Raw genomic sequence first — 24,513 nt, forward strand, 5'->3', positions numbered from 1 at the left:
TGAAACCGCTATCAACTTGAATCGAAGGAGCGATTTTGATGGAAACAGTGACATCTAAATATCCATTTCAACAGATTGATTTACCCTTAAATGACCGAGTGCAGGATTTGATCTCCAGATTAACGCTAGATGAAAAAGTAAGTCTGATCCCTCAGTATCAAGCGGCCATAGAGCGTTTAGGTGTTGGAGCGTATAAACACGGTACAGAAGCGGCACACGGAATCTCCTGGCTTGGAAAAGCGACCTCTTTTCCTCAGCCGAGCGGACTGGCTTGTACCTGGAACCCAGAGCTAATGAAGGAAATCGGCTCGGCCATTGGAGATGAAGCAAGAGCATTTTACAAAAAGAATCCAACGGTGAATGGCCTGACGTTATGGGCACCAACGGTGGATATGGAGCGTGACCCGCGGTGGGGTAGAACGGAAGAAGCTTACGGTGAAGATCCAGAATTAACTGGACAACTCAGTACATCTCTTGTTCAAGGAATCCAAGGCGATCACCCGGTGTATTTGAAAGCGGTCGCAACGCTTAAGCACTTCCTAGGGAACAACAACGAGATCGAACGAGGAAACTGTTCCGCCAGCATCGACCCGAGAAATATGCGCGAGTATTATCTGGAAGCATTTAAGCCTGCTTTTCAAGAAGGAGGCGCACAGTCCATGATGACCGCTTATAACTCGGTGAATGGCGTGCCTGTTATTCTTCACCCAGCAGTGATAGATGTTGTCAAAGGCGAATGGGACATGGACGGTTTTATCGTAAGTGATGCCGGCGATCTTTTTGGGATTGTGAAGGATCATAAGTATTATGAATCATTTGCACAGTCGATGGCTGAGTCTATCAAAAACGGAATTGACAGCGTAACAGAAGAAACCGAAGAGACGATCAAGGTTCTTCATGAAGCACTAGACCAAGGCCTACTAGTAGAGGAAGATCTGGATCGTGCACTAACTAACACATTTAGAGTTCGTTTCCGTCTGGGAGAGTTTGACCCGGCTGAAGGGAACCCATACGCAGCAATCGACGATTCCGTTATTCTTAACAAAAAACATGCCGCACTGTCCATGGAAGCTGCCAAACAATCCATTGTGCTGCTGAAGAATGAGCAAGCTACTTTGCCATTGAATAAGACCGAATTAAACAAAGTGGCGATTATTGGTCCGCTTGGTGATGAAGCATTCAGAGACTGGTATTCCGGCACATTACCTTATGGAGTGACTCCGCTGCAGGGTGTTAGCAAAAAGCTGCCTGGTAAACACGTTACTTTTGAGAGTGGCGCAGATCAGATCATTCTTACCTCAGCCGCAAGCGGTCAAGCCATTGGAATTACGGGCGAGGACGGAAGGCTGGCTGTACAACATGTTATAGCAGAGCACGGAGAATTGTTCCAACATACCGCTTGGGGCTGGACTAGCAATACTCTGAAGGCGACGAGTCGTGGACAATATGTAACTTTAAGCGAATCGGAGACTCTTACAGCATCTGCGGACGAAATTTACGGGTGGTTTGTAAAAGAATCCATTAACATCGTACCTGAAACCAAGGATACGGTATCTTTGCGGACTTGGAATGACAAACTGATCTCCGTAAATCCGGAGGATGGCAAGCTGCAGGTTGCTGATCAGGATGCAAGTGCGGACGCTCGTCTTTTTAAAAAGAACATCGTTACAAACGGACTGGACGCTGCGGTAGAAGCTGCCAAAGCAGCTGAAGTGGCAGTGGTTTTTGTCGGTAATCATCCGCTTCTTAACGGAAAAGAAGAAATCGACAGACCCGATATTGTGCTTCCAGAGGAGCAGGAGCGCCTGGTCAAAGCAGTCTATGAAGCGAATCCGAATACAGTGGTAGTTATTGTCGGCAGTTATCCGATTTCATCCACTTGGATTGACGAGAATATCCCGGCAGTTTTGTATACATCCCACAGTGGACAAGAGCTGGGCAATGCGGTTGCAGAAGTGTTGTTCGGAGATTACAGTCCTTCCGGCAAACTGAATATGACTTGGTTCCGTTCTGTGGAGCAGCTGCCTGAGCTGATGGATTATGATATTATCAAAGGTAAACGAACCTATATGTACTTTGACGGTAAGCCATTGTATCCTTTTGGTCACGGCCTAAGTTATGCTGAAGTGAATTACAAGAATCTAAATTTGAACACAAAGGAGCTGCAGCAAGAAGATAGGCTTAAACTTTCCGTTCAAGTGGATAATACTGGAGCAGTCGATGGGGATGAGGTTGTTCAGTTATATGTGCAGGCTTTGAATTCCCGGGTTAAACGTCCGATTAAACAGTTGAAAGGCTTTGAAAAAGTGAGTATCGCCGCAGGTCAATCGCGTACAATAGAGTTTGTTCTACCAGTCTCCGAGCTGGCATTCTGGGATGTCACACGTGAGCAATATTGCGTCGAAAATGGAGAATACACGATTCTGATTGGTCGTTCTTCTGCTGATATTAAATTATCTTCAGTAGTAACGGTGAAAGGGGACATCATTCCTTCCCGGAATTTATATAACAACACCAAAGCAGAGAACTATGATGACTACGAAGGTGTATATCTGGACGAATGCAAAGCAGGCGGGGCTTCGGTATATCCGGTAAAAGAGGGCGCTTGGATCGCTTTTAATGACGTATTGTTCGATCATGGAGCAGTAGCAATTGAAGCTCTGGTCTCCTCCGCAAAAGGTGGTAGCATTGAGATCAGAACCGGAAGCGCAGCTGGGAAACTGGCTGGAACCGTGACCGTCCCTTCTGGTGGAGTTCTGCAACAGTGGAGCACATTGAAAGGCGAAGTATCCGTGGAGACAGGTACTAGCGATGTTTATGTAGTTTTTAACGGCGAGGTGCTTCTCAGCCGGTTTGAATTTAAACAATAATAGAGATGACCTTTGATTATGGGATGGAGTGTGCACATATGGAGTGCTTGGGATGTCGGATTGCTAACGGAATTGAGTCTAACGTAAAGGTAGTATATGAGAATGAATTTATTACTTGTGTGCTAGATATAGCTCCGTTTAATGAAGGGCATACTCTGATCCTTCCTAAAAAGCATTACTGGGATCTCGAAGAAATCGACTCAGAGACTTCCTATGCGATAATGGACGGGGCGAAGAGGCTGTCAGTTGTTCTGAAGACTTTGTTCGAACCAGATGGCATAAGCATTTGCCAAAATGGCGGAAAGTTTAACGATTTGACCCACTATCATATGCACATCATCCCTAGATACGAAGGCGATGGATTTGTTTGGAGTGAACCACTACACCCGCACGGTGCTGAGAAGTTTTTGAGTCAGACGCAAAGAAAGATTCTTGACATATTAAAAGAGGACTAAACATAAAAAGGGCATTCCTGAAGTAATATCAGGAATGCCCTTTCCTTTTGTTATAGAGTAACACTCTAATCACATCCGCCACCGCCACCAGCATCTCCGCCACCGAAATCTCCCCCGCTGCTGTGCCCGCTATCCCCGCCCCAGCTATGACCGCTGTCATGCCCAGAATGGTGATGGGAGCCACCCCCGTGATGGTGTTGATTAGAATGATTCGAATTATTTGGATCCAGCAGATCTGGATGGCTAGCTGCCATAAAAGACATGCTGGCGGCATCATCACGTCTATTTCCCTCAAATCTGTTGCTGTTCGAGCTTGAACCATTACGAACTACGGATTGTATGATTATAAATACAATAACTCCAATAAACAGTATCCCAAAGACCATTAGATCGCCCTCCTAGTTGTTCATTATAAGCTATATTCTCTTAAATTGTACCATAATATTGAATAAATGGATTTAAAAAAGTGTGGAAGGCTAGTTGATTTGATTCGCTGATGCTACCAAAAAGAGGAAAATAGTCTCGGCATGGATTTGTTCTCAATGGTTAATCAATCTCAGTGCCTTGGCTATCAGTGTTGTGGGAAGATGTTCTACAAGGGCTCTGCTTCTTTATAGTTTAATTTTTGGATTACGAACTCTGTCAAGAGGTCAGGGTCCTAAATTGAAGTAGAAAATATTGGTATTCTATAGTATTATCAAATTTGCTAGAATTACAAAAAAATACAAGGGGCGCCGCACATGAAACAGGGGAAGAATTATTTCATTTTACTTTTATTATTTATTTTACTGATTAACTCACTGGAAGTTGGGGTTCCCACCGCCAGTGCAGATTCCTCACCGGCGTCGCTAGAACTCGAGCTTCCTGCTAATTTGACGGACTGGGTATTAGATGAAAATGCAGGTTATATCTATGCCATCTCTAGTGCGGAAAATAATCTCTATTTTATTCGGCTTAGTGATCTTAAGATTGAGAAAACGCTGAATGTAGGTTCGAACCCTTATTATATTGCAAAGGATGGGCAATCTTTGCAGATTGCGCTTTCCGGAGCGACGATGATAAAAACGGTTAACCTCTCCACTCAACAAATTTCGGACACAATCATAACAAAAACAGTACCTAATGCGGTTGCTGCTACTTCCACTCATCTTTTCTACGGGACTGGTGATGGGAAAATCTACAAATATGATAAGGTAACTCGAACGAGCAGCTTATTATTCACTGATTTTATGACGAATAATATTACTCTAGCAGTTGATGAGTCTTCCAATACACTTTATGTTGGTGAATTATCCTCATATGCTGGGATCAAGGCTATAAACGCTGAAACCGGAGCATTACTCAGTCAGGACATTGATGACAATATGGAAATTGGTGGCTCTTCTATTTCTCTCAAGCATATATTTATTGATGATCAATTCGTATATTTTGGTGGGCATCAGTTCAATAAAAGGAATTTGATAGAGACCACTGGTACTTATTCAAGAACGAATGACGATTATACTTATCTCGAAGCTGTAATTTTGGATGTATCTGACGCCTATGTTCTTACTACACAAGGAGTGTACGATAAATATACATATACTCCGTTAGTTCTATTTCCTTCTAACAAAAGGTTTGCTTTGCTCGACTCGAACGGCTATGCGTTTCTTGGAGGCATAGAGAATTGGTATGATGATGCAAAAAAGATTAGTCGAATCGATCTTACGATACCACAAAGAATAACTGTAAACCTTACCACGGATTCTTATTCTATTAAAAGCGATCAAATGATTACGGATTGGGCTACTACGGACAAGTCCCCGTATATTTATGCCATTGTTGCAAGCACCAATGAACTTGTTGTTATCAATAAGGAAGATTTGAGTGTAGTAAAGAAGATGTTTATTGGTTCAAACCCAACTGACATAAAAATTTTCAATAACAAAGTTTATGTCATCTTTAAGGGTGAAAATCATATCAATATTATGGATTTGGAAGGTGGTATTCCATCAGAAGCAGCCACTGCCAAAATTACCACTAAGCACTACCCGTTTGAAGTCTATCCTGATAACAATAATCGGATTCTGTATAATAGCGGGGTATTTGATGGTGGCATCAGCGTGACATCGTCTGTCTATAGCAATGTTACAGATGCGGTGTACAATGAAAAAAGTGCAGGGATTTATAATTCAGACAGTTACACACTAGACCTAGATCAAAAGATCCTCTATGGCGTAGATAGTTTCTCCCTCTATAAATATAACAGTCAAAATTTCAAGTTAATTGAAAGACAAGACATACAAAGTGGTTATTATAATTCCAATATCCTCCTGGATGGAAACAATTTATATTATGGGAGTCGTAGGATCGATGCAACCCAAACATCCATATTATATGGAACCTATCCAGAAAAAATTATTTATGCTCGTGGCAGTCTTGTGTTTAGTAACAGAGCCGTCTACGACAGAGACAGCTTTACTAAAATTCATGATTTATTGATGTACATGCAACACGCATATGTTGATACAGATCAAACTATTTTTATATCTAGTAATAACCGATTATATAAATTTCATAGCTTTGGAGAGATGCAGACAGTCATGAATGAGGCTCGCATTCCTTCTAATGCTGTTTTTGTGGATGAAAATTTAACCTCCGGTATAATTGACGGATATCTGTCCTTTGAACCTCCGGCTGATCAGGATGGGATTACGGGTTATGCCGCATATTATCTTGATCAGAATGGAAATAAACTTAAGCAAGTAGGAATATATAAGAACTCAGAATTATCAACGGATTCATTCTTAGTTTATGAAATATCATATTCGAGCCTGCCGACTGGAGCAGTAAGTATTGGGCTTTATCCGGTTGTCGGTATTAACAATTATGGCAGTGAGGGGACACTTGATATTCATATTTCGGCCCCTATCTATGATGCACCAAGTTATCTGCCTGTGGACTTATCAATTACAGATACGAATTCGGACATCAATATATTTACAGGTACAGTGACATGGAAACCTGGAACAGCTGAACTACCAGGTGCCCGTTATTCCTTATATTTTATTAACGAAGAAGGTGCGCTTGGAGATGCCATCGCTATTGTTAATGGTGGGCAAAAGAGTTACTCTCTTACTATTTCCGAAAGAAATGTGCCGGAGGAAGCTTTAGCACTCGGTGTTTTCACGGAAAATGATGATTTCATTCCTCCTTTCTATAGCAGGGCAATACTTGAAGATAAAGTGACAGCGGATATCCTGGTATCGTCCATTACTGTACATAAATACCAGGTGCAAGCGGATAACATCGTTGTGAATAACCTGGTTGCTGGAGATATCGTTCGAGTTTACAATGAACGACTTACCCGCTTACTAGGTTACGGGATCGTTGATCCGGACAAGACTACTATTACGATTACTATTATTAACATTGGATATCCGGGGGAGAAACTCCTTATAACTAGGCAATCATCTAAGAAAATTGAAAGTATGGGGACTTTAGTCGTTGTACCTCCTATTACAAATGATAGCGGCGGCGGAACTGGTGGCGGAGGAACTGGTGGCGGCGGAACTGGCGGCGGCGGAACTGGTGGCGGAGGAACTGGTGGCGGAGGAACTGGTGGCGGAGGAACTGGTGGCGGCGGAACTGGCGGCGGTGGAACTGGCGGCGGTGGAACTGATAGCGGTGGCAGCACGGGTGCGGTCCCTACTGACAGTGCCAAGGTAGTAACAACAATCAAAGAAAACATAGATGGAACCCGCTCGTCTTTGACTGAAGTAGCAGCTGAATTTATTTCAAAGGCAATGAACGATCCTGAATTTAAGAAAAATCCGTTAATCATTATTAAGGCTGATGAAAAAACGGCAACTCAGAGCAGCCAATTCCAGATAGATTTAAGTTTGTTAACAAATATTAATAATAACTCGAAGGAAGCTGTACTTATTCTGGAATCATCATCGGGCAAGCTTCAGCTTCCTGTAAATTCATTGTTCTCGGCAATTTCCGGGTACAGTGGTTCGGAGCAGAGGGTCGTCATTACGATTGCTCAAGCTGCAAGCGACTACAAAGCCAAATTGACTACTCAACTAAGCAACTCTACTAGTATTACGTTGGGATATCCAATGGAGTATCAGGTTAAGCTGATTGGAAGCGGTCAGGATCGCATTCTTTCCAGTTTCTCTGATTATGTCAGTCATATGATGAAATTCAACGTAAACCAAGATGCAAAGGCCGTCTATACAGGTCTAACTTATGATCTGGTCACTGAGACCTACGTTCCTGTTCCGACCACCTGGGAATGGAAGGATGGAGTTTTGCAGGTGACTATGAAGCGTAAGGGGAATTCTGTATATACTGTTGTTCAAAACCATGCTCAATTTAATGATTTGAATAACAGCAATCCATTTAAAGACAGTATCTTAGCTTTAGCTAACCGAAGTATCATTAAAGGTTATTCTGATGGAAGTTTCAAAGCAGAATCGGTTGTCACGCGTGCTGAATTTGCCGCCATGCTTAATCGTGCCTTAGGTATTATGCCGAAGCTTCAGGCTTCTAAAAGCTTTAAGGATGTTAAGAATGGAGTTTGGTATTCGTCGCAGGTAAATGCAGCCGTCGACGCTGGCCTCATAAACGGCTTTGCGGATGGGAATTTCCGCCCGAGTCAAGAAATTACGCATCAAGAGATGATTGTTATGCTGGTCAACGCGCTGAAGTATGGCAAAACGGACACTACAGTAAATAAAACCTCTTCACCTGTGTTGCCTGATAAGTTGCCGGATTGGGTAAAGCCTTATTATGTTATTGCCCAAGATAATGAAATATTGCCGACGAACAGTCCATTTCAATTTCAGGCGGGTAAGAAAACTGAGCGTCAAGAAAGTGCGTTGCTATTGTACCAATTGATGAAGGTACTGAAGCTTACAAATGCCGAATAAAGAAGTCGGTGAATTGTGGGTTTTCTGGTTCACATCTCGTTCTATAGGCATTGAATTAAAGTGAAAGACACCCTCAAGGTGTCTTTTTTGTTGTCTATATGGCACTTTCAGAAGAAGCATGTAAATTTAATTGCTTGGAATGTAATGTACTCACCAATAATTCTGGTCAGAATTTTATATAGAAAGGGTTGATTTTATCACCCCGATTTGCTACCATACGATGTAACTTAATAGTTATTGTTTTCTAGGGTTCCGTAGCTGGTACACAGCTGGTCTGGTCCGAGGGAAAACGCACGAACAGCATCGTTCGTGTTTACACGGAGGGATAAAAGCCCGGGAGGTATCGTTATAAATGACGATGACCTTCCGGGCTTATTTGTTTGTTTCGTGGGCAATTATAAAGTTAGTGAATTGAAGGAGGGCTTGGAATGAAGAACAACAATTCAGAGTGGTTAAAGGTAGTTGGTGCAGCTGTTTTCGAGGTCATGTGGGTCATTGGCTTAAAACATGCCTCCACGATGTGGGAGTGGCTGATAACTGTGGTAGCTATAATAATAAGCTTCTATGTGATGATTTCAGCGAGTACCAAATTGCCGGTCGGTACAGTATACTCCGTGTTTGTTGGTCTAGGAACTGCAGGTACAGTAGTTGCGGACATGGTTTTATTCGGAGAACCGTTCAAGTTGATGAAGCTGGTTCTAGTGGTTATTTTGCTGGCAGGCGTTATAGGATTGAAAATGGTGACCAAAGAAGCCGAAGTAGAGGGGGAGTCTTAAATGGCATGGGTATTTCTGGTCGTTGCTGGTTTATTTGAAATGTTTGGAGTAGCTATGATTAATAGGTTGAATAAACACCGGAATTTCTTGTCGTTCGCACTGCTCTTTCTTGGTTTCGGAGCAAGTTTTCTGTTTCTGTCTTTAGCTATGAAGAGTCTGCCGATGGGAACAGCATATGCGGTATGGACGGGGATCGGCGCATCCGGCGGAGCGATTCTGGGGATGATATTGTATGGAGAGGCCAAAGACTGGCGCCGGATCGTCTGTATTATTATGATTCTGGGGGCCGCTGTGGGACTAAAGCTGATAGCTTAGTTTAGTATTCAATCTTTACTTTTTCTCTTCAAAAGAGCGATTAGTTATAAATTGGACACGATTCAGATGTTTAGAAAGGTTCTTATAGGTCGTATAAAGTAAGTATACAATACTTCAATAAGGGGATTTTTAATATGACTAAGGATTCAATCGAACATTTGGCTGAAATCACAAAAATGAACCAATCTAACCGCATACTGCTTCCAGATGGAACGTCACTTCCCAGAATTGGGCAGGGAACTTGGAATATGGGTGACGACAATTCCCGTAGGGAGGAAGAGATTGCTGCCCTGCGATTAGGCGTGGAACTAGGCATGGATTTAATAGATACGGCTGAGATGTATGGGGACGGACGCTCGGAGCTTTTAGTGGGTGAGGCTATCCAAGGCATTCGGGATCAAGTTTTCTTGGTGTCAAAAGTTTATCCACATAATGCCGGTAGTGAGCGCCTTATCCGCAGCTGTGAAGAAAGCTTGAAACGCTTGAATACGGATCATCTTGATCTTTATTTGCTGCATTGGCGGGGGGATTTCCCACTAGAAGAGACTGTTGTAGGAATGGAGAAACTGGTCTCTCAAGGAAAAATAGCAGGATGGGGTGTATCCAATTTCGATATCGACGATATGAAAGAGCTGCTTGGTATTGAAGGGGGAACTCATTGTGCAACCAATCAGATTCTATATCATCTAGGGTCCAGAGGAATTGAAACTGAACTGCTGCCATGGCAGAGAAGTCACAAGATCCCGGTAATGGCTTACTCACCGCTTGCTCAAGCAGGTTCACTCCGAAAAGGAGTGGTCGAGAGTGAAGTCGTTCAGGAAATCGCCCGTGTTCATAACGTAACACCACTTCAGATTATGTTAGCTTGGACGATTCGCGAAGAGGATATCATTACGATTCCAAAAGCATCTTCTCGTGAACATGTCATTGAGAATGCCTCTGCAGGTTTAATTACGCTAAGTGAAGAAGAAAGATGGAAGCTTGATGAAGCCTTCCCAATACCATCTTGGAAAGTTCCGCTGGATATAATTTAAGATCAGATTAGCCAAAAAAGCTCACCGAAAAGGTGGGCTTTTTTAGTTGTGATAAATCCAATGTAGGCTGTGATCATACGGATATTGGAGGGTCTAAGAGAATGGTGCTTGTTATAATGATGAGCCTGTGGATGGCAGAGGAGCTGATCAGGAACGGAAGTCTTGCGAACATTCGCAGGCTTCCGTTTTTTCTTGGGTCTGAACCCTTGTACATGGCTGGTAAGGTAAATAAGCTGCTTTTTGGAAAAGGGTGCGGATGGGCAATCGGAGTGATGGCATCCGGAGCAGGTTTGGTTTAGAGGAACGAGGGAGTTGGGAAGATGAGGGATTAGCGTGCAACGCAAGGTTTATTTCATAGATATAAGTCTCACTGGTCAGAATAACGAAACAGGTTCTTCTGGAGGTGTTGAACCGCTAAAGTAAATAAATCCAAACCATCCTTATTTTCCGGGTCGGATCAAAAGCTAGTTGGCTTCTGTATGGGCTGTGGCAGGAACTCTTAAATGTTGTCAACAATGATCATGCCGAAACCGTGTTTTCAATTTGATGACAAAGAAAGCGTTTTAATTTAGGATGTGACCATAAGGGATAACCTTTAATGCATTTAAGTAAAGAAGGGTCCCATTCAATAATTAAAGGGGGCATTTTAAATGGCCACAACAGCAACACAGAAAAGTTCATCCGGTGGTGTACGGGTGAAAGTTCAACAATTCGGCCGTATGCTAAGCGGAATGGTGATGCCGAACATCGGCGCATTTATCGCTTGGGGGTTAATTACGGCATTATTTATTCCTACAGGCTGGTTTCCTGTTGAAAGCTTGGCGAAATTAGTAGGTCCAATGATTACTTACCTGCTGCCACTCCTGATCGGTTATACCGGCGGGCAGATGATACATGGTAAACGCGGAGGTGTAATCGGGGCTATAGTGACGATGGGCGTTATTGTCGGCTCGGACATTCCAATGTTCCTCGGCGCAATGATCGTGGGCCCCTTATCCGGTTGGGTACTGAAGCAATTCGACCGTGCAGTTGATGGCAAAATCAAAGCCGGCTTCGAAATGCTGGTTAACAATTTCTCACTTGGTATTATAGGGGGTCTTCTGACTCTCGGGGCATACAAAGGAGTCGGACCCCTTGTACAAGGTCTAACCAATTTGCTATCCGATGGTGTGCAGTTCCTGGTTAACCATAGCCTGCTGCCACTCGTTAACATCATTATTGAGCCAGCCAAGATCTTGTTCCTGAACAATGCGATTAACCACGGAATACTGAGTCCAATTGCGGCAGAGGAATCTGCGAGAATAGGTAAATCTATCCTGTTCATGCTGGAATCTAACCCTGGTCCAGGTCTGGGTATCCTGCTTGCTTACTGGCTCTTTGGACGCGGATCGGCAAAATCGTCTGCTCCTGGCGCCGTAATCATTCACTTCCTGGGTGGGATTCACGAGATTTACTTCCCGTACATCTTAATGAATCCTCGCTTGATCCTGGCTGTTATCGGTGGTGGTGTTACAGGTACATTTACGTTCCAATTGCTTGGTGCAGGGCTTACAGCCTCACCTTCTCCTGGTAGTATCTTCGCCTACATCGCAATGACGCCAAAAGGTGGATTCTTCCCGATGTTCGCAGGTGTAATCGTTGCAACTGTTGTATCTTTCCTGATTGCTTCGCTGCTACTGAAAACTAGCCGTAAGAATAACGAAGATGAGGATGATCTGGAAGAAGCAGCAGCTAAAGTGAGAGAAATGAAATCTGCAGGTACTGTCGCTCAATCAGCAACTACTGTGAATCATGCAATAACTCCTGGAATTGCTGCGAACGTAGCTGGGAATGTCCGCAACAAAGCTGACGTCAATAAAATCGTCTTCGCTTGTGATGCTGGAATGGGTTCTAGTGCCATGGGCGCGTCTGTTCTAAGGAAGAAACTGCAGAGCGCAGGGGTGAACATTACCGTCGTTAACTCCGCAGTCAGCGAGATTCCGTCTGACGCAGACATTGTAGTGACCCAGAAGACTCTGACCGAACGGGCGATTGCCAGAAACCCTAACGCAGAGCACATCTCTATTGATAACTTCCTGAAGAGCCCGAAATATGATGAGCTTGTGGAACGTTTGAAGTAAAGAGAGTGGGTGAACGATAATTTATATTTGTTATCAAAAAGGAGACGCTGGCCCCCAAGCCAGCGTTTGTCTCCATATAAGGCGAGGGTTCCCCACATGAGGAAAATAACCGCCAGGCAGCGTCAAATGATCTCGCTGCTTTTAGAGGCAAACGAAGAGATCACGGCCGCAGAGATTGCGGGAAGTACTGGAGTCAGCGTCAGAACCGTGCACCGGGAAATGGAAGACATCGAAAAGGTCTTGCAGGATTTTGGACTGGATCTCATCAGAAAGTCGGGAAAAGGTATTCAATTGAGTGGCTCGGAGAGCGGGCTGACAGAGCTTCGCCTATTTCTGCTGGAAGAGAAGCCGGTAGAATATTCGGGCGAGGACCGTAAGGTGTATGAGCTATGTTCCCTGCTTGAAGCGGAGGAGCCGGTGAAGCTGTTCGCCCTGGCTCATTCCTTAAAAGTTACCGTGGCAACCGTCAGCTATGACCTTGACGAACTGGAGCCGTGGGTCCGTAAATTCGGCCTGCAGCTGGTGCGCAGAAGAGGGTACGGTGTTGAAATAACCGGAGGCGAGATGGATAAGCGCCGGGCCATTGGCCGATTGGCCGCCGAGCATCTGGATCAGTCTGATCTGGTGGGGCACAATCTGCAGGGTGAGGGGAATCCGGTCTTCAAGATGCTGTTGTCAACGGTGGGAAAAAGCAATCTGATGGATGTTGAGAATACCCTGTGGGACATGGAATGGAATTGGACGGCTGAACTGCCGGAGATTGTCTACATGGAGCTGCTGCTCGGATTATCTGTTGCTGTACGCAGGCTGGAACTCGGAAGGGGCATCAGCAATGCCGAAGAAGCTGGTTATTCACGGCTGTCGGATCACTGCAATATTGCAGATGCAGAGGATTTTGTAAGGCGACTGGGAGAGACGCTGGAGTTTCAATTTCATAGGACAGAAATTCTATATATCGCAGGCTTGTTTGACTTGGCGCAGGACTCCTTTTCCTCCGCGGGCTACGCTTACGGCGACATTGAACTGATGGAGATCGTTTACCGGCTGACGGAAAGTGTCATCAAGCGGACCGGAATTCCATTTCAGACCGACCGTTCTTTACGGGAAGGGCTGCTAGAGCATATTGATCCGGCGCTAAAACGGATTCGTGAAGGCACAAGGATTCGTAATCCCCTGCTCGTTCCTATTCGCAGGGATTATGAATATCTGTTTACTATAGTTCGGGCGGCAGTGGAGGATATACAGCTGGAGCTGGAGATTCCGGATGAAGAGATCGGGTTTCTGGTCATGCATTTTGGCGCATCTGTGGAAAGGCTAAATCAGCTCAGGCGCAATGTGCGGGCGATTCTGGTGTGCGCCAGTGGACTTAGCTCCTCCCGGCTGCTGGCTACAAGGCTTACGAAAGAGATGCCGCAGATCGAAATTCTCAGGAATATTTCCTGGTATGAGGCAGCCCGCCTGCCGCAGGAAGATTATGATCTGATCATCTCAACCATTGATCTTCCGTTGGATAAAGACCGCTATATCAAAATCAGCCCCCTGCTGACCGGGGAAGAAATAGAGAAATTACTGAATTACATCCAGAATACTACGTTGAAGGAACGAAATACACCTACCGCTGGTGAGCCGGACCCTACGGTTCGTGAGGAAGCGTCTTTGGACCGCCTGAAGAGCTATAAAGGAATTCTGGATGAGATAGTCAGATTGTTGGAACGTTTTCAGTTCCATCCGCTGGATAATAGCGGAATGAGCCTTTCCCGGACACTCGCCGCGATGCTGGATCTGCTGAACGGCAGCGGAGTCGTCGGGGATGCCGAGATTCTTCTGGAGCGTCTGCTGGAGCGAGAAAGAATGGCCAGCCAGGTAATCCCGGATACCGGACTGGCGCTTTTTCATACAAGGAGCAGCCATGTTCTAATGTCTTCCATAACGTTATACCGGCTCCGGGAGCCTGTTTTACTGGGAGGAGATACCGAAGTCAGGGTTATTCTGTTGATGCTCGCCCCGCGCAAACTTTCTAAGGAAAGCCTGGAAGTGCTTAGTGAGATCAGCGCCCTGCTGCTAAATTCAGAGCTTGTAAGACTGCTTGAAGAACGGTCGGAGCTGGAAATTCGAGGCTATTTGTCGTCGGAGTTGCTACGTTTTTTTGAAAATAAAATGTGAAAGCGAGAGAAACCATATGAGTATACTGACAGAGAATAAAGTAATTATGAATGGTGCCGCAAAAGATAAATATGAAGCGATCACTATGGCTGGCCAGCTGCTGGTAGATGCAGGACATGTAACGGAGGAATATATTCCCAAAATGCTAGAGCGGGAAGAGGTAGTCTCCACATACATGGGTGAAGGCTTGGCCATTCCGCACGGGACCAAGGATGCCCGGCCTTTTATCAAATCTACAGGATTGTCCATCGTCCGGTTTCCGGATGGTGTGGATTTTGGAGGGGAGGAGCCTGCGTTTGTGGTAATCGGAATTGCGGCTGCAGGAGACGGACACATGGAAATATTGACAAATGTGGCGATGATCTTTAGCGAAGATGATGCGATCGAACGGGTGATGAGTGCGGGGACACCTGCGGATGTCATTGCCATCTTCGAAGGAGGAGTTGAGTAATGAAAGCAGTCCATTTTGGTGCGGGAAATATCGGCCGCGGATTTATTGGTCTGCTGCTGTCAAAGGCAGGGTATGAAGTATGCTTCGTGGATGTGAATGAAGCGTTCGTCTCCCAGCTTAAGGAGCGTGGTGAATACCCGGTAACGCTGGCCAGCGAAGGCCAGGAGACGGTTACCGTTACAAATGTGACAGCACTTAGCAGTATAACTCATGCCGACGAAGTAGCTGCTGCCATTGCTGAAGCAGATCTCGTTACGACAGCTGTTGGCGTGTCAATTCTGAAGCATATCGCCGGAGTACTTGCCGAGGGCATCGGCAGACGAGTGGCGGTTTCCTCGACACCTCTGCATGTGATTGCCTGTGAGAACGCCATTGGCGGGAGCGCTCAGCTCAAAGATCTTGTGTACGCACAATTGGATGAAGCAGCCCGCGGAAAAGCTGATGCTTCTGTAGCATTTCCTAATGCAGCAGTGGACCGGATTGTGCCACTGCAGCAGCATGAAGATATTCTCAAAGTTGTGGTAGAGCCATTCTATGAATGGGTTGTGGATGCATCGCAAATGCTTCCGGGCTATACCCCTGTTGAAGGGATTCACTACGTAGATAATCTGGAACCTTATATCGAGCGCAAGCTGTTTACAGTAAATACCGGACACTGCTCTGCAGCTTATCTTGGCTACCTTCGTGGCTATGAGACCATTCAGCAAGCCATGGGCGATGAGGAATTGACAGCGCGCGTCCGGGAAGTTCTAGAAGAAACCGGAGCAGTGCTGGTGAATAAACATGGCTTTGATCAAGCGGAGCACAGCAAATATATCGATAAAATCCTCGAACGCTTCCGCAATCCGGCGTTGACGGATGAAGTCTCCCGGGTTGGCCGCTCGCCAATCCGCAAGCTGTCGCCGAACGACAGGCTCGTATCCCCGGCACTTCAGGCTTATGACCGGGAACTGAGCTATTCGGCTCTAACCCGTTCCATGGCGACAGCGCTGCTGTTTGACGTGAAGGATGATCCAGAGGCCGTAGAGCTACAGGCATCCATTGCTGACATTGGAGTTCCGGCAACCGTTACGAAGTATACAGGCATTGCCTCAGGTCATCCGGTGCATCAGTCGGTTATGGCAGAATATGAGCAATTGAAATTATGAAATGCAAAAGAACCACAGGGGCAGAAATAGCCACTGTGGTTCTTTTGCATTACCTTTAGCTGTTCTCAATAATTGTCTGTAGTGTAGTCCGGTCAAGGCCTTCTACCAGTTTGATCAGAAGCTCTTTAGCAGCATCGTAGTCATCACTGTGAATCACTGATGAAGCGGTGTGTATGTAGCGGGAGCATATTCCGATTACTGCGGAAGGAACGCCAATTCCACTAACATGAACCTGACCTGCATCTGTTCCGCCTTGGGATACAAAATACTGATATTTGATCCGGTGGGTATCCGCTGTATCTTGTACATATTCAATCAGACCGCGATGTGTAACCATCGTAGGATCAAAAATACGCAAGAGAGCTCCTTTGCCCAGATGGCCAAATGCCTGACTATCACCCGTCATATCGGCAGCAGCGCTCGCGTCCAGACCGAAGAAGATGTCTGGTGACAGGAGATTAGCCGCAGTACGCGCGCCCCGAAGACCTACTTCCTCTTGTACAGTGGCACCAGCGAAAACGGTATTTGGCAGCTTTTTACCGTGCAATGCTTTAACTAGTTCAATGGCGAGACCTACGCCGTAACGGTTATCCCAAGCTTTCGCCAAGATTTTTTTCGGATTAGCAAGGGGAGTGAATGGACAAATCGGCAGAACCTGTTGGCCTGGTCTAACGCCAAAGCTTTCTGCTTCTTCGCGGCTGTCTGCACCGATATCAATATACATTTTGCTGATTTCACCAGTCTTACCACGTTCTTCATTGCTTAGCAAATGGATAGGCGTACTGCCAACAACTCCGGTCAGCGTTCCTTTAGGTGTAATGATATGTAGGCGCTGGGATGCAACAGCAGAGGCAAGCCAGCCGCCAAGTGGTTGAAAACGGATCATTCCGGTGTTAGTAATTCCGGTTACCATGAAACCTACTTCGTCAAAATGCCCGGCGACCATAATCTTTGGCCCGTTCTCTTCGCCCCGCAATACGCCGAACAAACTACCGAGACGATCCTGTACGAACTCTTCAGTATAAGGAGTCATAGCATCCTTGACGTAAGCGCGGAGTTCGCGTTCAAATCCTGGGGCTGAGGGAAATTCGGTAAGTGTTTTGAACATGTCCAATGTTTCTTGATTCATATGAATTCACTCCTTTATTAAAATATAAGAACACATTTATACATCATTCTTATATTTCTACGAGAAACGGATGTTATCCATAATGGATCACATCGTTATTTCTTCCTGCAACCTAGTATGAACATTCTGGGCTCACTTGTCCATGACAAGAGACAATGAACACCGGGCACGAGCTCCACGAATACTATGCATTAGAGGCTTTGGTGGCAGGAGCCTTAGAGAGGATGCGAAGATGAATGAGGGTAGCGGGTAGCGTACCCCCAAGAAGGGTGCAGGGAGGATTATCAAGTAGGAGCCTACAAGGAAACGGAACGCGCAGACGATACTGGCGCCACAATCCAAGGGAAAGAGAAGCAGTACTTATTTTTGTGCTCTTTTTATTGCTGATTGTTGTGTTACTGTATTTTTCCTGAACTGGAGGGACATAACGAAGCGGAGGATGGCAAACAATAAGGAAAACTTCTAAGCGAAGAACAACTTAAGGGGCTTAAAGTGAGTACTATGATGCTTGTCAGCCCCCTTCGCCTAACTTTCAGGAGGTGCCTCAATGCCGGCGAAAACTAAGAAATCGGGTGTCAAGCTGAAGCTTGACACCCTGACTCCACAAGATTATGAGAAATTGTCCAAGCCTTTTGTTCCTGCTAGGCCCGTATTCAAAAACTGCATACGAGCGTTTATTGCTGGCGGCATAATCTGTGTTATTGGACAAGGGATTCAGGAGGCTTTTATGGCAATCTTCGATATGACCTCCAAAGAAGCCGCCAGTCCGACAGTCGCGGTGATGATCCTACTCTCTGTAATTCTGACCAGCTTTGGCGTGTACGACAAAATGGCGCAATGGGCTGGTGCAGGAACTGCAGTTCCTGTGACCGGGTTTGCAAACAGTATGTGCTCTGCAGCTCTGGAGCACCGCGCTGAGGGGCTTGTACTTGGTGTAGGCGGCAATATGTTTAAGCTTGCGGGTTCGGTCATCGTATTTGGTGCCGTCGCTGCTTTCATAATTGGTATCGTCTATATCTTTTTGGGCACAGGAGGTGCACACCATACATGAAACAGCTTGGTAGTCAGACATGGGAGTTCACGAACCGTCCCGTTATTTTAGGCTCTTCCGCAGTAGTTGGACCGGAAGAGGGAGAAGGTCCTTTAGCTTCAGACTTTGATTTTATATTTGATACTCTGGAAATGGATGAGAAGACATGGGAGAAGGCCGAGCGCGCTCTGTTCGAGAAGGCTTCCCATCTGGCTCTGATTAATGCGAATATCGATAAACAAAAGCTGGAGTTTTTTGTCGGCGGAGATTTGATGAACCAGATTATCAGCAGCTCTTTTGCGGCCAGAAAATTGGGTGTGCCTTACCTCGGAGTCTTTGGTGCTTGCTCAACCTCTATGGAGAGCCTTGCGATTGCCTCAATGATCGTTGATTCTGGTGGCGGTAAGTATGCGCTAGCGGGAACATCCAGCCATAACTGTACAGTAGAGAAGCAGTTTCGTTATCCAACGGAATATGGTTCACAGAAACCCCCAACGGCGCAATATACAGTAACAGGCTCAGGCTGTGCTGTAGTGGGACAGAATGACGGCTCTGGCAGCCATCCAGTCGTGGTCTCAGCCACATTAGGACGTATTATGGATCTTGGTTTGACAGATCCTTTTAATATGGGGACGGCTATGGCACCTGCGGCCGCGGATACAATCACTGCCCATTTTCGGGATACAGGTCTATCGCCCGGGCACTATGATTTAATTGTTACTGGCGACCTGGCATCCGTGGGGTTACCTATAGCCAAAACCCTGTTGGCCAAAGAGGGAATTCCTATGGAGCAAACTACTTTTAATGATTGTGGTCTGCTTATCTACGACTTGGAGAAACAGAAATATGTGATCGCTGGTGGAAGTGGCTGCGGGTGCTCAGCGGTTGTAACCTATGGTCATATCCTTAAGCGGTTAAAAAAAGGTGAACTTAAACGGGTGCTCATAGTGGCAACGGGCGCACTTTTATCGCCTTTGTCTTATCAGCAGGGAGAGAGTATTCCATGTGTTGCTCATGCCGTATCCATAGAGAGCGGAGGTCAAGCATAATGATGATTTACTTATGGGCTTTTCTGATTGGAGGAGCCATTTGCGTTATAGGGCAGCTGATGTTCGATGTATTGAAGCTGACACCTGCACATACGATGAGTACCCTAGTTGTAGCCGGAGCGATTGCTGATGCTTTTGGTATCTACGATCCACTTGTGAAATTTGCGGGTGCTGGAGCAACCATCCCGATCACAAGCTTTGGGAACTCCTTGGTTCATGGGGCATTAACGGAGCTGGAGCGGGATGGCTGGATCGGTGTAGTTACGGGTATTTTTGATATTACAAGTGCGGGCATCTCGTCAGCTATTGTGTTCTCCTTTTTGGCAGCTTTAGTTGTACGGCCGAAGGGGTAAAGTTGATGCTGCATGAAAAGGTTGTCGTCAGAAAAAGACGGCAGCCTTTTTTTGTTATTTTAAAATTGTAGGATGTTTCATCTTATGTTTTTTTTTGTATCCTCACTTCGTGATCTTCAACAATGTACTTTGGGTCCCCTAATCATGTAAAATATAAATAATACTGCTTATTCTGGCTAGGAGGATCATATATGCCCGTACGACAAGAATCGATGCACACTATGAATGCTGTACGCACTAATTTGGAATCCTGCATACTTGGAAAATCATTTGAAATACAATTACTGTTAACCGCTCTGCTTGCTGGTGGTCATGTATTGATCGAGGATGTACCGGGAACAGGAAAAACCCAGCTGATACGAGCACTTTCAAGATCAATGTCGGGTGAATATCGCCGGATTCAGTGTAATCCAGATATACTCCCGAGTGATATTACAGGTGTATCTGTCTATCACCCTAGGGATGAGATGTTTCATTTCCGGCCTGGTCCGGTGATGACGAATATTTTGCTAGCCGATGAAATTAACCGTGCTACTACGAAGACACAATCCGCACTTCTGGAAGTGATGGAGGAACGAAACGTTACCGTAGATGGTGAGACGTATCCACTTCCTCATCCTTTCATGTTATGCGCTACCCAGAATCCGATAGACTTTGAGGGAACCTATACTCTGCCAGAAGCCCAATTAGATCGATTCATGCTGAGAATTAGCCTTGGATATCCTGATGCAGCGACGGAGAAGAATTTATTGCTGAGCCATCAGGAAGGCCAACCGGTGGACAGGCTTTCGCCAGTAACAAGCATGGAACAAATTGCAGGAATTCAGGAAGAGATCCGCGACATCTTCATGAGCGATCCCGTGCTGAATTACTTGTTAGATATTGTGCGGCAGACAAGAGAACATCCACTGGTAATGCTGGGTGCAAGTCCACGTGCCTCACTATCCTTTATGATGGCTTGTAAAGCTTATGCCTTTTTGCAAGGCCGAGATTACGTTCTGCCTGATGATGTGAAGATCCTTACTCCATTTGCCTTGGGACATCGTATATTGCTGCGTCCAGAGTCGCGACTAGATAATATTAGCGTAGAATCTTTGCTTCAAAAGCTTCTGCAGAGCATCCATGTGCCTGTTACGATGAGGCAATGATATGAGACGTTATTTGTCGTCGGTTGCAGCCATCATTCAGCCATCTAAGCTTGCAAGCATCCTTGTAATTTGGAGTATTACACTCTTATATGTACTTTTTCAGGGCGGGAAAACTGCATTTATGTTGTTTATCATGGTCTCTGTACTTATTGCATATTTGATTGCTGGAGGTTTAGGAGGCGTTCGGCGAGCTAAGGGCACTCGCAGTCTTTATTCTGAACAAGACAAGGGGGATTTGCTCTCTGCCGGAGGGCATCTTCGTGTAAAACTAAAGATTACAATTCCCGGGATTTTGCCCTTGCCTTACGTTGTTGTAAGGGAGGTTCTTAAGCGGCATAATGGAGAATCGTGGGTATTTGAGGAAAGTGTAGTCCCAAGCCTCAGAGGCATTGGGGAACTAAAGTTTCAGACACCGGCCTTAGAGCGTGGAACTTACACATTCTCTAATACAGATATTATCAGCCAAGATATATTTGGGCTTGTCGAGCATAAGGGAACATTTTTATCGGAAGGACAATTTCAGGTTTTGCCTCGTGCGATCTACGTTCCGCGCTGGCAGTTATATGAGAGAAAATCTCGGCTATCCGGGCCGCAGGCTTCCGTTGTTCAATCTCGGCGTGAAACCACACAGATTAATGGCGTCCGTGACTATGTATATGGTGATCGCTTGACGCGAATTCACTGGAACGCAACTGCTAAGACAGGCTCTTGGAAATCCAAAGAGTTTGAGCATGAGTCGATTCCCAAAACCATTCTAGTCCTTGACGGAAGCACATCAGCTTATATGAATACGAATCAATTCGAATTAGCAGTTTCGGTGACGGCATCACTCCTCGGCTTCGGCATTCGGGAGAGAATTGGAATTGGTCTATGTTGTTTGGATAAGTCGACGAAGGTGTTCGCACCTGTTGAAGGTGCTGCTGAGCGTCAGAAGATGATTCAATATTTAATCGATCTAAACGCTGAGGGGCGCGGTCCGCTTATCTCCCGATTGGAAAAAGGATATCGTATGTTTCCTAAAGGCTCTTACTTTGTGTTAATTAGTCCACAGCGTGGACAGCCTGTACTTGATGCCCTACGTTGGGCTGACAGCAGAGGAATGACTGCTTCTCACATTCATGTGCGAAATTCCGCAGAGATAAGTAGAGGTAACGATTGGATAGACGTCCTTAGATCTCGTGGAATAACCGGCTATGGTATTAGCTCGCTTCAAGAGCTTCCCTCAGTGTTAGGAGGGGAAGGTTGATATGAGAACCTGGTGGAATCAGATAAAATTCTCCTGGCACCGTTCCGTCGGCCTGTTATGGCTATTGATTATTGCACAGCAGTGGATTTCTTATACGGAACCCATCTGGCTTAATCAAACCACTGCTTCTGTATGGGCTGCCCTGTTAACGATTACCATCATTGAGATTTTTATTCCTGTTAAAGTTCAATTCAGACTGATTATAGAAGCAGCAGCTATTATCTATATCGTTTATCGCAACATTACTAATTATGGAATTTATGTTCCAGATCCATGGGCTACAACCCTTCTTGATAAGCTTCAGGATATTAGTGTGTATATGGTGCCGTATATCTGGTTTGCTCTTGGTGCCTCTGCCTTGTTGTTGCTATCGTCTTGGTGGGTATCCTCGAAGAAGCGTATCTTATGGTTTATAGGAATGAACATTGTAGCGCTGGCTGCGCTTGATTCCTTTACATCTATTGTTTTGTGGCAGGAAGTGGCTTGGACGGTATTTGCGGGTATGTGCTGGCTTGTCAGCCAGCACCTAAGAAGTTTTCAGTTACATTATCCGCGTGGATGGGTACATTTGCTGGAATATCCCTCGAAAATAGTCATGAATATCGCAATCGTCTTCTCTCTGGTTATTTTAATCGGTGTAAATATGCCGGATGTAAGGCCTACTTTGAAGGATCCTTATACGGCGTGGCAAGAGTGGAATGGAATTGGAAAATCTTCTGGTAAGAGCACAACTGGAACAACAAACTCCAATACGGGTTCAGGTTCCTCTGTTAACAATACTTCGTCAGGCTATAGTCTGAATGATGACAACCTAGGCGGGGGCTTTAACTTCGATTATACCCCGGTGATGACAGTGGTTTCAGATTTACGTATTTATATGCGAGGAGAAACACGCAGAGTCTATTCTGGAAGTGGATGGTCGGATAAGGATCGATTGAAGCGAGGACCTTTAGAAGAGGTGGAGACGGGGAAATCCTTGGAGCAAAATGCGGCTTCTAAGGTCACTACCCGCACATTGAAACAGACGGTTAAAGTGCTTAACAATAATGAATTTCCGGTGTTATTCGGTGCTTATTCTGTAGCTTCGGTGGATTCATTGAATGGTGAGGCAGCTGGGAAGGGTCTTTTCTGGAGAGATCGTGATAGTGAGCTTCTATGGGATATAGACGGGAAGAAACTCGACTATCCTTCGACCTTTGAGCTGACTTCTGAAGTTCCGGTCATTCCTGTTCAGGAATTGACAGCAAAGACCTATAAGGAACTATACAAAGGGAATGATCTGGAGGAAAGCTTTCTTCAGCTGCCTGATGACTTCCCTCAACGGGTTAAAGATCTGGCCGAGGAAATTACAGCACAAGGAACAACACCGTATGAAAAAACAGCACTTTTGCAACAATACTTACAACAAACCTTTCCATATACCAACAAGCCGGATATAACACGTGTTTCAAGTGAGGATTTTGTAGATGGTTTTTTGTTCGAGCTGAAGGAAGGTTACTGTGATTATTATTCTACGGCATTAGTCACTATGGCACGTTCCCTAAACATCCCTGCAAGATGGGTTAAGGGTTATGCACCTGGAGAACAGGCGGAATTGCCTATGAATTTGGCGCAGCAGGTAGGTACCGCAAATAATAATTACACGATTACCAATGCAGATGCCCATTCCTGGGCAGAGGTCTATTTTGGTGAGTATGGTTGGATTCCTGTTGAAGCTACACCAGGGTTTAATACTCCTCTCCTGACTAAGAATGAGCAAATACCTGAGACAGATCAGGAAGATCAAGATGAAATGGCAGAACCAACACCTGCACCTGTGACTAATGCACAAGCAGATCAAGGCTTCCATGTGGGTTTATGGGTAGTTTTGGCAGCAGTGGTTGTATTATTATCCTGGACTATTTTTAAAGTTTGGCATATTCGCTTTAAGTTGCGCTTCTTCGTTCAACAGATGCGAATGGGCCGACCTTTAACGCCTGATCAGAAAGTTGTGGCTGAAACTGAGCGTTGGGTAAGGTATTTGCATCGTAAGGGAATGATGAAGGAAGAGCATGAAACATTGCGTGAAGCCGTAGTCCGCTGGAGTCAGGAACGACCTGCTGTGGCCAATCATCTTTCTTCACTGCTAACGATGTTTGAACAAGCAAAGTATAGCCCTGATGTTATTGAAGACAAAGACTGGCAGAGCGTGTATACTGAAGCTTTGCGGCTGCGGAGAACGATAAGATCCAAGAAATAGCGTTTAGGCAGTAAATCATTGCTATAGATTTATTTGCGTAGCGCATGGAGTATGTTATAGTTTTTTGTATG

General features: G+C 45.4%; 19 protein-coding genes and 1 riboswitch. Of the genes, 17 read left to right on the forward strand and 2 right to left on the reverse strand.

The features are described 5' to 3' along the window. The first annotated feature begins 38 nt into the window (after positions 1 to 38). Both MHB64_RS07410 and MHB64_RS07415 read left to right on the forward strand, forming a co-directional pair. Positions 39 to 2,870 carry a glycoside hydrolase family 3 protein gene (locus MHB64_RS07410; RefSeq protein WP_341134070.1) on the forward strand — a complete coding sequence of 944 codons (2,832 nt, stop codon included), beginning with the start codon at positions 39 to 41 and terminating at the stop codon, positions 2,868 to 2,870. A gap of 38 nt (positions 2,871 to 2,908) precedes the next feature. Further along, on the forward strand, positions 2,909 to 3,325 hold the full coding sequence (locus MHB64_RS07415) for an HIT family protein (RefSeq protein ID WP_341134071.1): 417 nt from the start codon (positions 2,909 to 2,911) through the stop codon (positions 3,323 to 3,325). A gap of 65 nt (positions 3,326 to 3,390) precedes the next feature. Here the strand turns inward: MHB64_RS07415 and MHB64_RS07420 are convergent, their stop codons facing one another. Next, positions 3,391 to 3,711 (reverse strand): hypothetical protein, encoded by a 321-nt coding sequence (locus tag MHB64_RS07420; RefSeq protein ID WP_280787468.1) that lies wholly within the window; start codon positions 3,709 to 3,711, stop codon positions 3,391 to 3,393. 354 nt (positions 3,712 to 4,065) lie between these two features. Here MHB64_RS07420 and MHB64_RS07425 point away from each other — a divergent pair, with 354 nt between their 5' ends. From MHB64_RS07425 to MHB64_RS07465, 9 genes are all read left to right on the forward strand, one after another. Further along, the gene (locus MHB64_RS07425; protein ID WP_341134072.1) at positions 4,066 to 8,241 is read left to right on the forward strand and encodes an S-layer homology domain-containing protein; all 4,176 of its coding nucleotides are present in this window, start codon (positions 4,066 to 4,068) and stop codon (positions 8,239 to 8,241) included. Positions 8,242 to 8,474: 233 nt separating this feature from the next. Continuing rightward, a riboswitch (guanidine-I (ykkC/yxkD leader) is annotated at positions 8,475 to 8,583 on the forward strand. A gap of 86 nt (positions 8,584 to 8,669) precedes the next feature. Then, complete coding sequence (locus MHB64_RS07430) at positions 8,670 to 9,017, forward strand: DMT family transporter (RefSeq protein ID WP_094874297.1); 348 nt, start codon at positions 8,670 to 8,672, stop codon at positions 9,015 to 9,017. Next, entirely contained in the window at positions 9,018 to 9,332 is a 315-nt protein-coding gene (locus MHB64_RS07435) for a DMT family transporter (RefSeq protein WP_042125359.1), read from the forward strand. Positions 9,333 to 9,466: 134 nt separating this feature from the next. Then, positions 9,467 to 10,366: an aldo/keto reductase gene (locus MHB64_RS07440; protein ID WP_341134073.1), complete on the forward strand. Its 900-nt coding sequence runs from the start codon at positions 9,467 to 9,469 to the stop codon at positions 10,364 to 10,366. A 101-nt stretch (positions 10,367 to 10,467) separates the two neighbouring features. Further along, the gene (locus tag MHB64_RS07445) at positions 10,468 to 10,665 is read left to right on the forward strand and encodes a hypothetical protein (RefSeq protein WP_341134074.1); all 198 of its coding nucleotides are present in this window, start codon (positions 10,468 to 10,470) and stop codon (positions 10,663 to 10,665) included. A 351-nt stretch (positions 10,666 to 11,016) separates the two neighbouring features. Next, positions 11,017 to 12,486 carry a PTS mannitol transporter subunit IICB gene (locus MHB64_RS07450; RefSeq protein ID WP_341134075.1) on the forward strand — a complete coding sequence of 490 codons (1,470 nt, stop codon included), beginning with the start codon at positions 11,017 to 11,019 and terminating at the stop codon, positions 12,484 to 12,486. 96 nt (positions 12,487 to 12,582) lie between these two features. Further along, positions 12,583 to 14,649 carry a BglG family transcription antiterminator gene (locus tag MHB64_RS07455; protein WP_341134076.1) on the forward strand — a complete coding sequence of 689 codons (2,067 nt, stop codon included), beginning with the start codon at positions 12,583 to 12,585 and terminating at the stop codon, positions 14,647 to 14,649. A 16-nt stretch (positions 14,650 to 14,665) separates the two neighbouring features. Beyond that, complete coding sequence (locus MHB64_RS07460; RefSeq protein ID WP_341134077.1) at positions 14,666 to 15,100, forward strand: PTS sugar transporter subunit IIA; 435 nt, start codon at positions 14,666 to 14,668, stop codon at positions 15,098 to 15,100. After that, on the forward strand, positions 15,100 to 16,248 hold the full coding sequence (locus tag MHB64_RS07465; RefSeq protein ID WP_094874292.1) for a mannitol-1-phosphate 5-dehydrogenase: 1,149 nt from the start codon (positions 15,100 to 15,102) through the stop codon (positions 16,246 to 16,248). The genes MHB64_RS07460 and MHB64_RS07465 overlap by 1 nt, the downstream gene beginning before the upstream one ends. A 55-nt stretch (positions 16,249 to 16,303) precedes the next feature. Here MHB64_RS07465 and MHB64_RS07470 read toward each other — a convergent pair whose 3' ends face one another. Continuing rightward, the gene (locus MHB64_RS07470) at positions 16,304 to 17,377 is read right to left on the reverse strand and encodes a M42 family metallopeptidase (protein WP_042185952.1); all 1,074 of its coding nucleotides are present in this window, start codon (positions 17,375 to 17,377) and stop codon (positions 16,304 to 16,306) included. Between the two features lie 547 nt (positions 17,378 to 17,924). Between MHB64_RS07470 and spoVAC the strand changes: the two genes are divergently transcribed. The 6 genes from spoVAC to MHB64_RS07500 all read left to right on the forward strand — a co-directional run bounded on the left by spoVAC (position 17,925) and on the right by MHB64_RS07500 (position 24,442). Further along, positions 17,925 to 18,428: a stage V sporulation protein AC gene (gene spoVAC, locus MHB64_RS07475; RefSeq protein ID WP_042185955.1), complete on the forward strand. Its 504-nt coding sequence runs from the start codon at positions 17,925 to 17,927 to the stop codon at positions 18,426 to 18,428. Beyond that, complete coding sequence (gene spoVAD / locus MHB64_RS07480) at positions 18,425 to 19,456, forward strand: stage V sporulation protein AD (RefSeq protein ID WP_094874290.1); 1,032 nt, start codon at positions 18,425 to 18,427, stop codon at positions 19,454 to 19,456. Before spoVAC ends, spoVAD begins: the two co-directional genes overlap by 4 nt. 2 nt (positions 19,457 to 19,458) lie before the next feature. Then, positions 19,459 to 19,809 carry a stage V sporulation protein AE gene (spoVAE, locus tag MHB64_RS07485; protein WP_036675923.1) on the forward strand — a complete coding sequence of 117 codons (351 nt, stop codon included), beginning with the start codon at positions 19,459 to 19,461 and terminating at the stop codon, positions 19,807 to 19,809. Positions 19,810 to 20,000: 191 nt separating this feature from the next. Beyond that, positions 20,001 to 20,957 carry an AAA family ATPase gene (locus tag MHB64_RS07490; protein WP_076284318.1) on the forward strand — a complete coding sequence of 319 codons (957 nt, stop codon included), beginning with the start codon at positions 20,001 to 20,003 and terminating at the stop codon, positions 20,955 to 20,957. Between the two features lies 1 nt (position 20,958). Further along, positions 20,959 to 22,203 carry a DUF58 domain-containing protein gene (locus MHB64_RS07495; RefSeq protein WP_094874289.1) on the forward strand — a complete coding sequence of 415 codons (1,245 nt, stop codon included), beginning with the start codon at positions 20,959 to 20,961 and terminating at the stop codon, positions 22,201 to 22,203. A gap of 1 nt (position 22,204) precedes the next feature. Continuing rightward, positions 22,205 to 24,442: a DUF4129 domain-containing transglutaminase family protein gene (locus tag MHB64_RS07500; RefSeq protein WP_341134078.1), complete on the forward strand. Its 2,238-nt coding sequence runs from the start codon at positions 22,205 to 22,207 to the stop codon at positions 24,440 to 24,442. Positions 24,443 to 24,513 lie beyond the last annotated feature (71 nt).

The organism is Paenibacillus sp. FSL K6-2859 (assembly GCF_038008265.1).
Classification (GTDB): domain Bacteria; phylum Bacillota; class Bacilli; order Paenibacillales; family Paenibacillaceae; genus Paenibacillus_AQ; species Paenibacillus_AQ nitricinens.

Excerpts from the sequence above, each read along its gene's own strand:
- MHB64_RS07410 (WP_341134070.1), top strand. The coding sequence starts at position 39 with ATGGAAACAGTGACATCTAAATATCCATTTCAACAGATTGATTTACCC.
- MHB64_RS07415 (WP_341134071.1), top strand. The coding sequence starts at position 2,909 with ATGGAGTGCTTGGGATGTCGGATTGCTAACGGAATTGAGTCTAACGTA.
- MHB64_RS07420 (WP_280787468.1), bottom strand. The coding sequence starts at position 3,711 with ATGGTCTTTGGGATACTGTTTATTGGAGTTATTGTATTTATAATCATA.
- MHB64_RS07425 (WP_341134072.1), top strand. The coding sequence starts at position 4,066 with ATGAAACAGGGGAAGAATTATTTCATTTTACTTTTATTATTTATTTTA.
- MHB64_RS07430 (WP_094874297.1), top strand. The coding sequence starts at position 8,670 with ATGAAGAACAACAATTCAGAGTGGTTAAAGGTAGTTGGTGCAGCTGTT.
- MHB64_RS07435 (WP_042125359.1), top strand. The coding sequence starts at position 9,018 with ATGGCATGGGTATTTCTGGTCGTTGCTGGTTTATTTGAAATGTTTGGA.
- MHB64_RS07440 (WP_341134073.1), top strand. The coding sequence starts at position 9,467 with ATGACTAAGGATTCAATCGAACATTTGGCTGAAATCACAAAAATGAAC.
- MHB64_RS07445 (WP_341134074.1), top strand. The coding sequence starts at position 10,468 with ATGGTGCTTGTTATAATGATGAGCCTGTGGATGGCAGAGGAGCTGATC.
- MHB64_RS07450 (WP_341134075.1), top strand. The coding sequence starts at position 11,017 with ATGGCCACAACAGCAACACAGAAAAGTTCATCCGGTGGTGTACGGGTG.
- MHB64_RS07455 (WP_341134076.1), top strand. The coding sequence starts at position 12,583 with ATGAGGAAAATAACCGCCAGGCAGCGTCAAATGATCTCGCTGCTTTTA.
- MHB64_RS07460 (WP_341134077.1), top strand. The coding sequence starts at position 14,666 with ATGAGTATACTGACAGAGAATAAAGTAATTATGAATGGTGCCGCAAAA.
- MHB64_RS07465 (WP_094874292.1), top strand. The coding sequence starts at position 15,100 with ATGAAAGCAGTCCATTTTGGTGCGGGAAATATCGGCCGCGGATTTATT.
- MHB64_RS07470 (WP_042185952.1), bottom strand. The coding sequence starts at position 17,377 with ATGAATCAAGAAACATTGGACATGTTCAAAACACTTACCGAATTTCCC.
- spoVAC (WP_042185955.1), top strand. The coding sequence starts at position 17,925 with ATGCCGGCGAAAACTAAGAAATCGGGTGTCAAGCTGAAGCTTGACACC.
- spoVAD (WP_094874290.1), top strand. The coding sequence starts at position 18,425 with ATGAAACAGCTTGGTAGTCAGACATGGGAGTTCACGAACCGTCCCGTT.
- spoVAE (WP_036675923.1), top strand. The coding sequence starts at position 19,459 with ATGATTTACTTATGGGCTTTTCTGATTGGAGGAGCCATTTGCGTTATA.
- MHB64_RS07490 (WP_076284318.1), top strand. The coding sequence starts at position 20,001 with ATGCCCGTACGACAAGAATCGATGCACACTATGAATGCTGTACGCACT.
- MHB64_RS07495 (WP_094874289.1), top strand. The coding sequence starts at position 20,959 with ATGAGACGTTATTTGTCGTCGGTTGCAGCCATCATTCAGCCATCTAAG.
- MHB64_RS07500 (WP_341134078.1), top strand. The coding sequence starts at position 22,205 with ATGAGAACCTGGTGGAATCAGATAAAATTCTCCTGGCACCGTTCCGTC.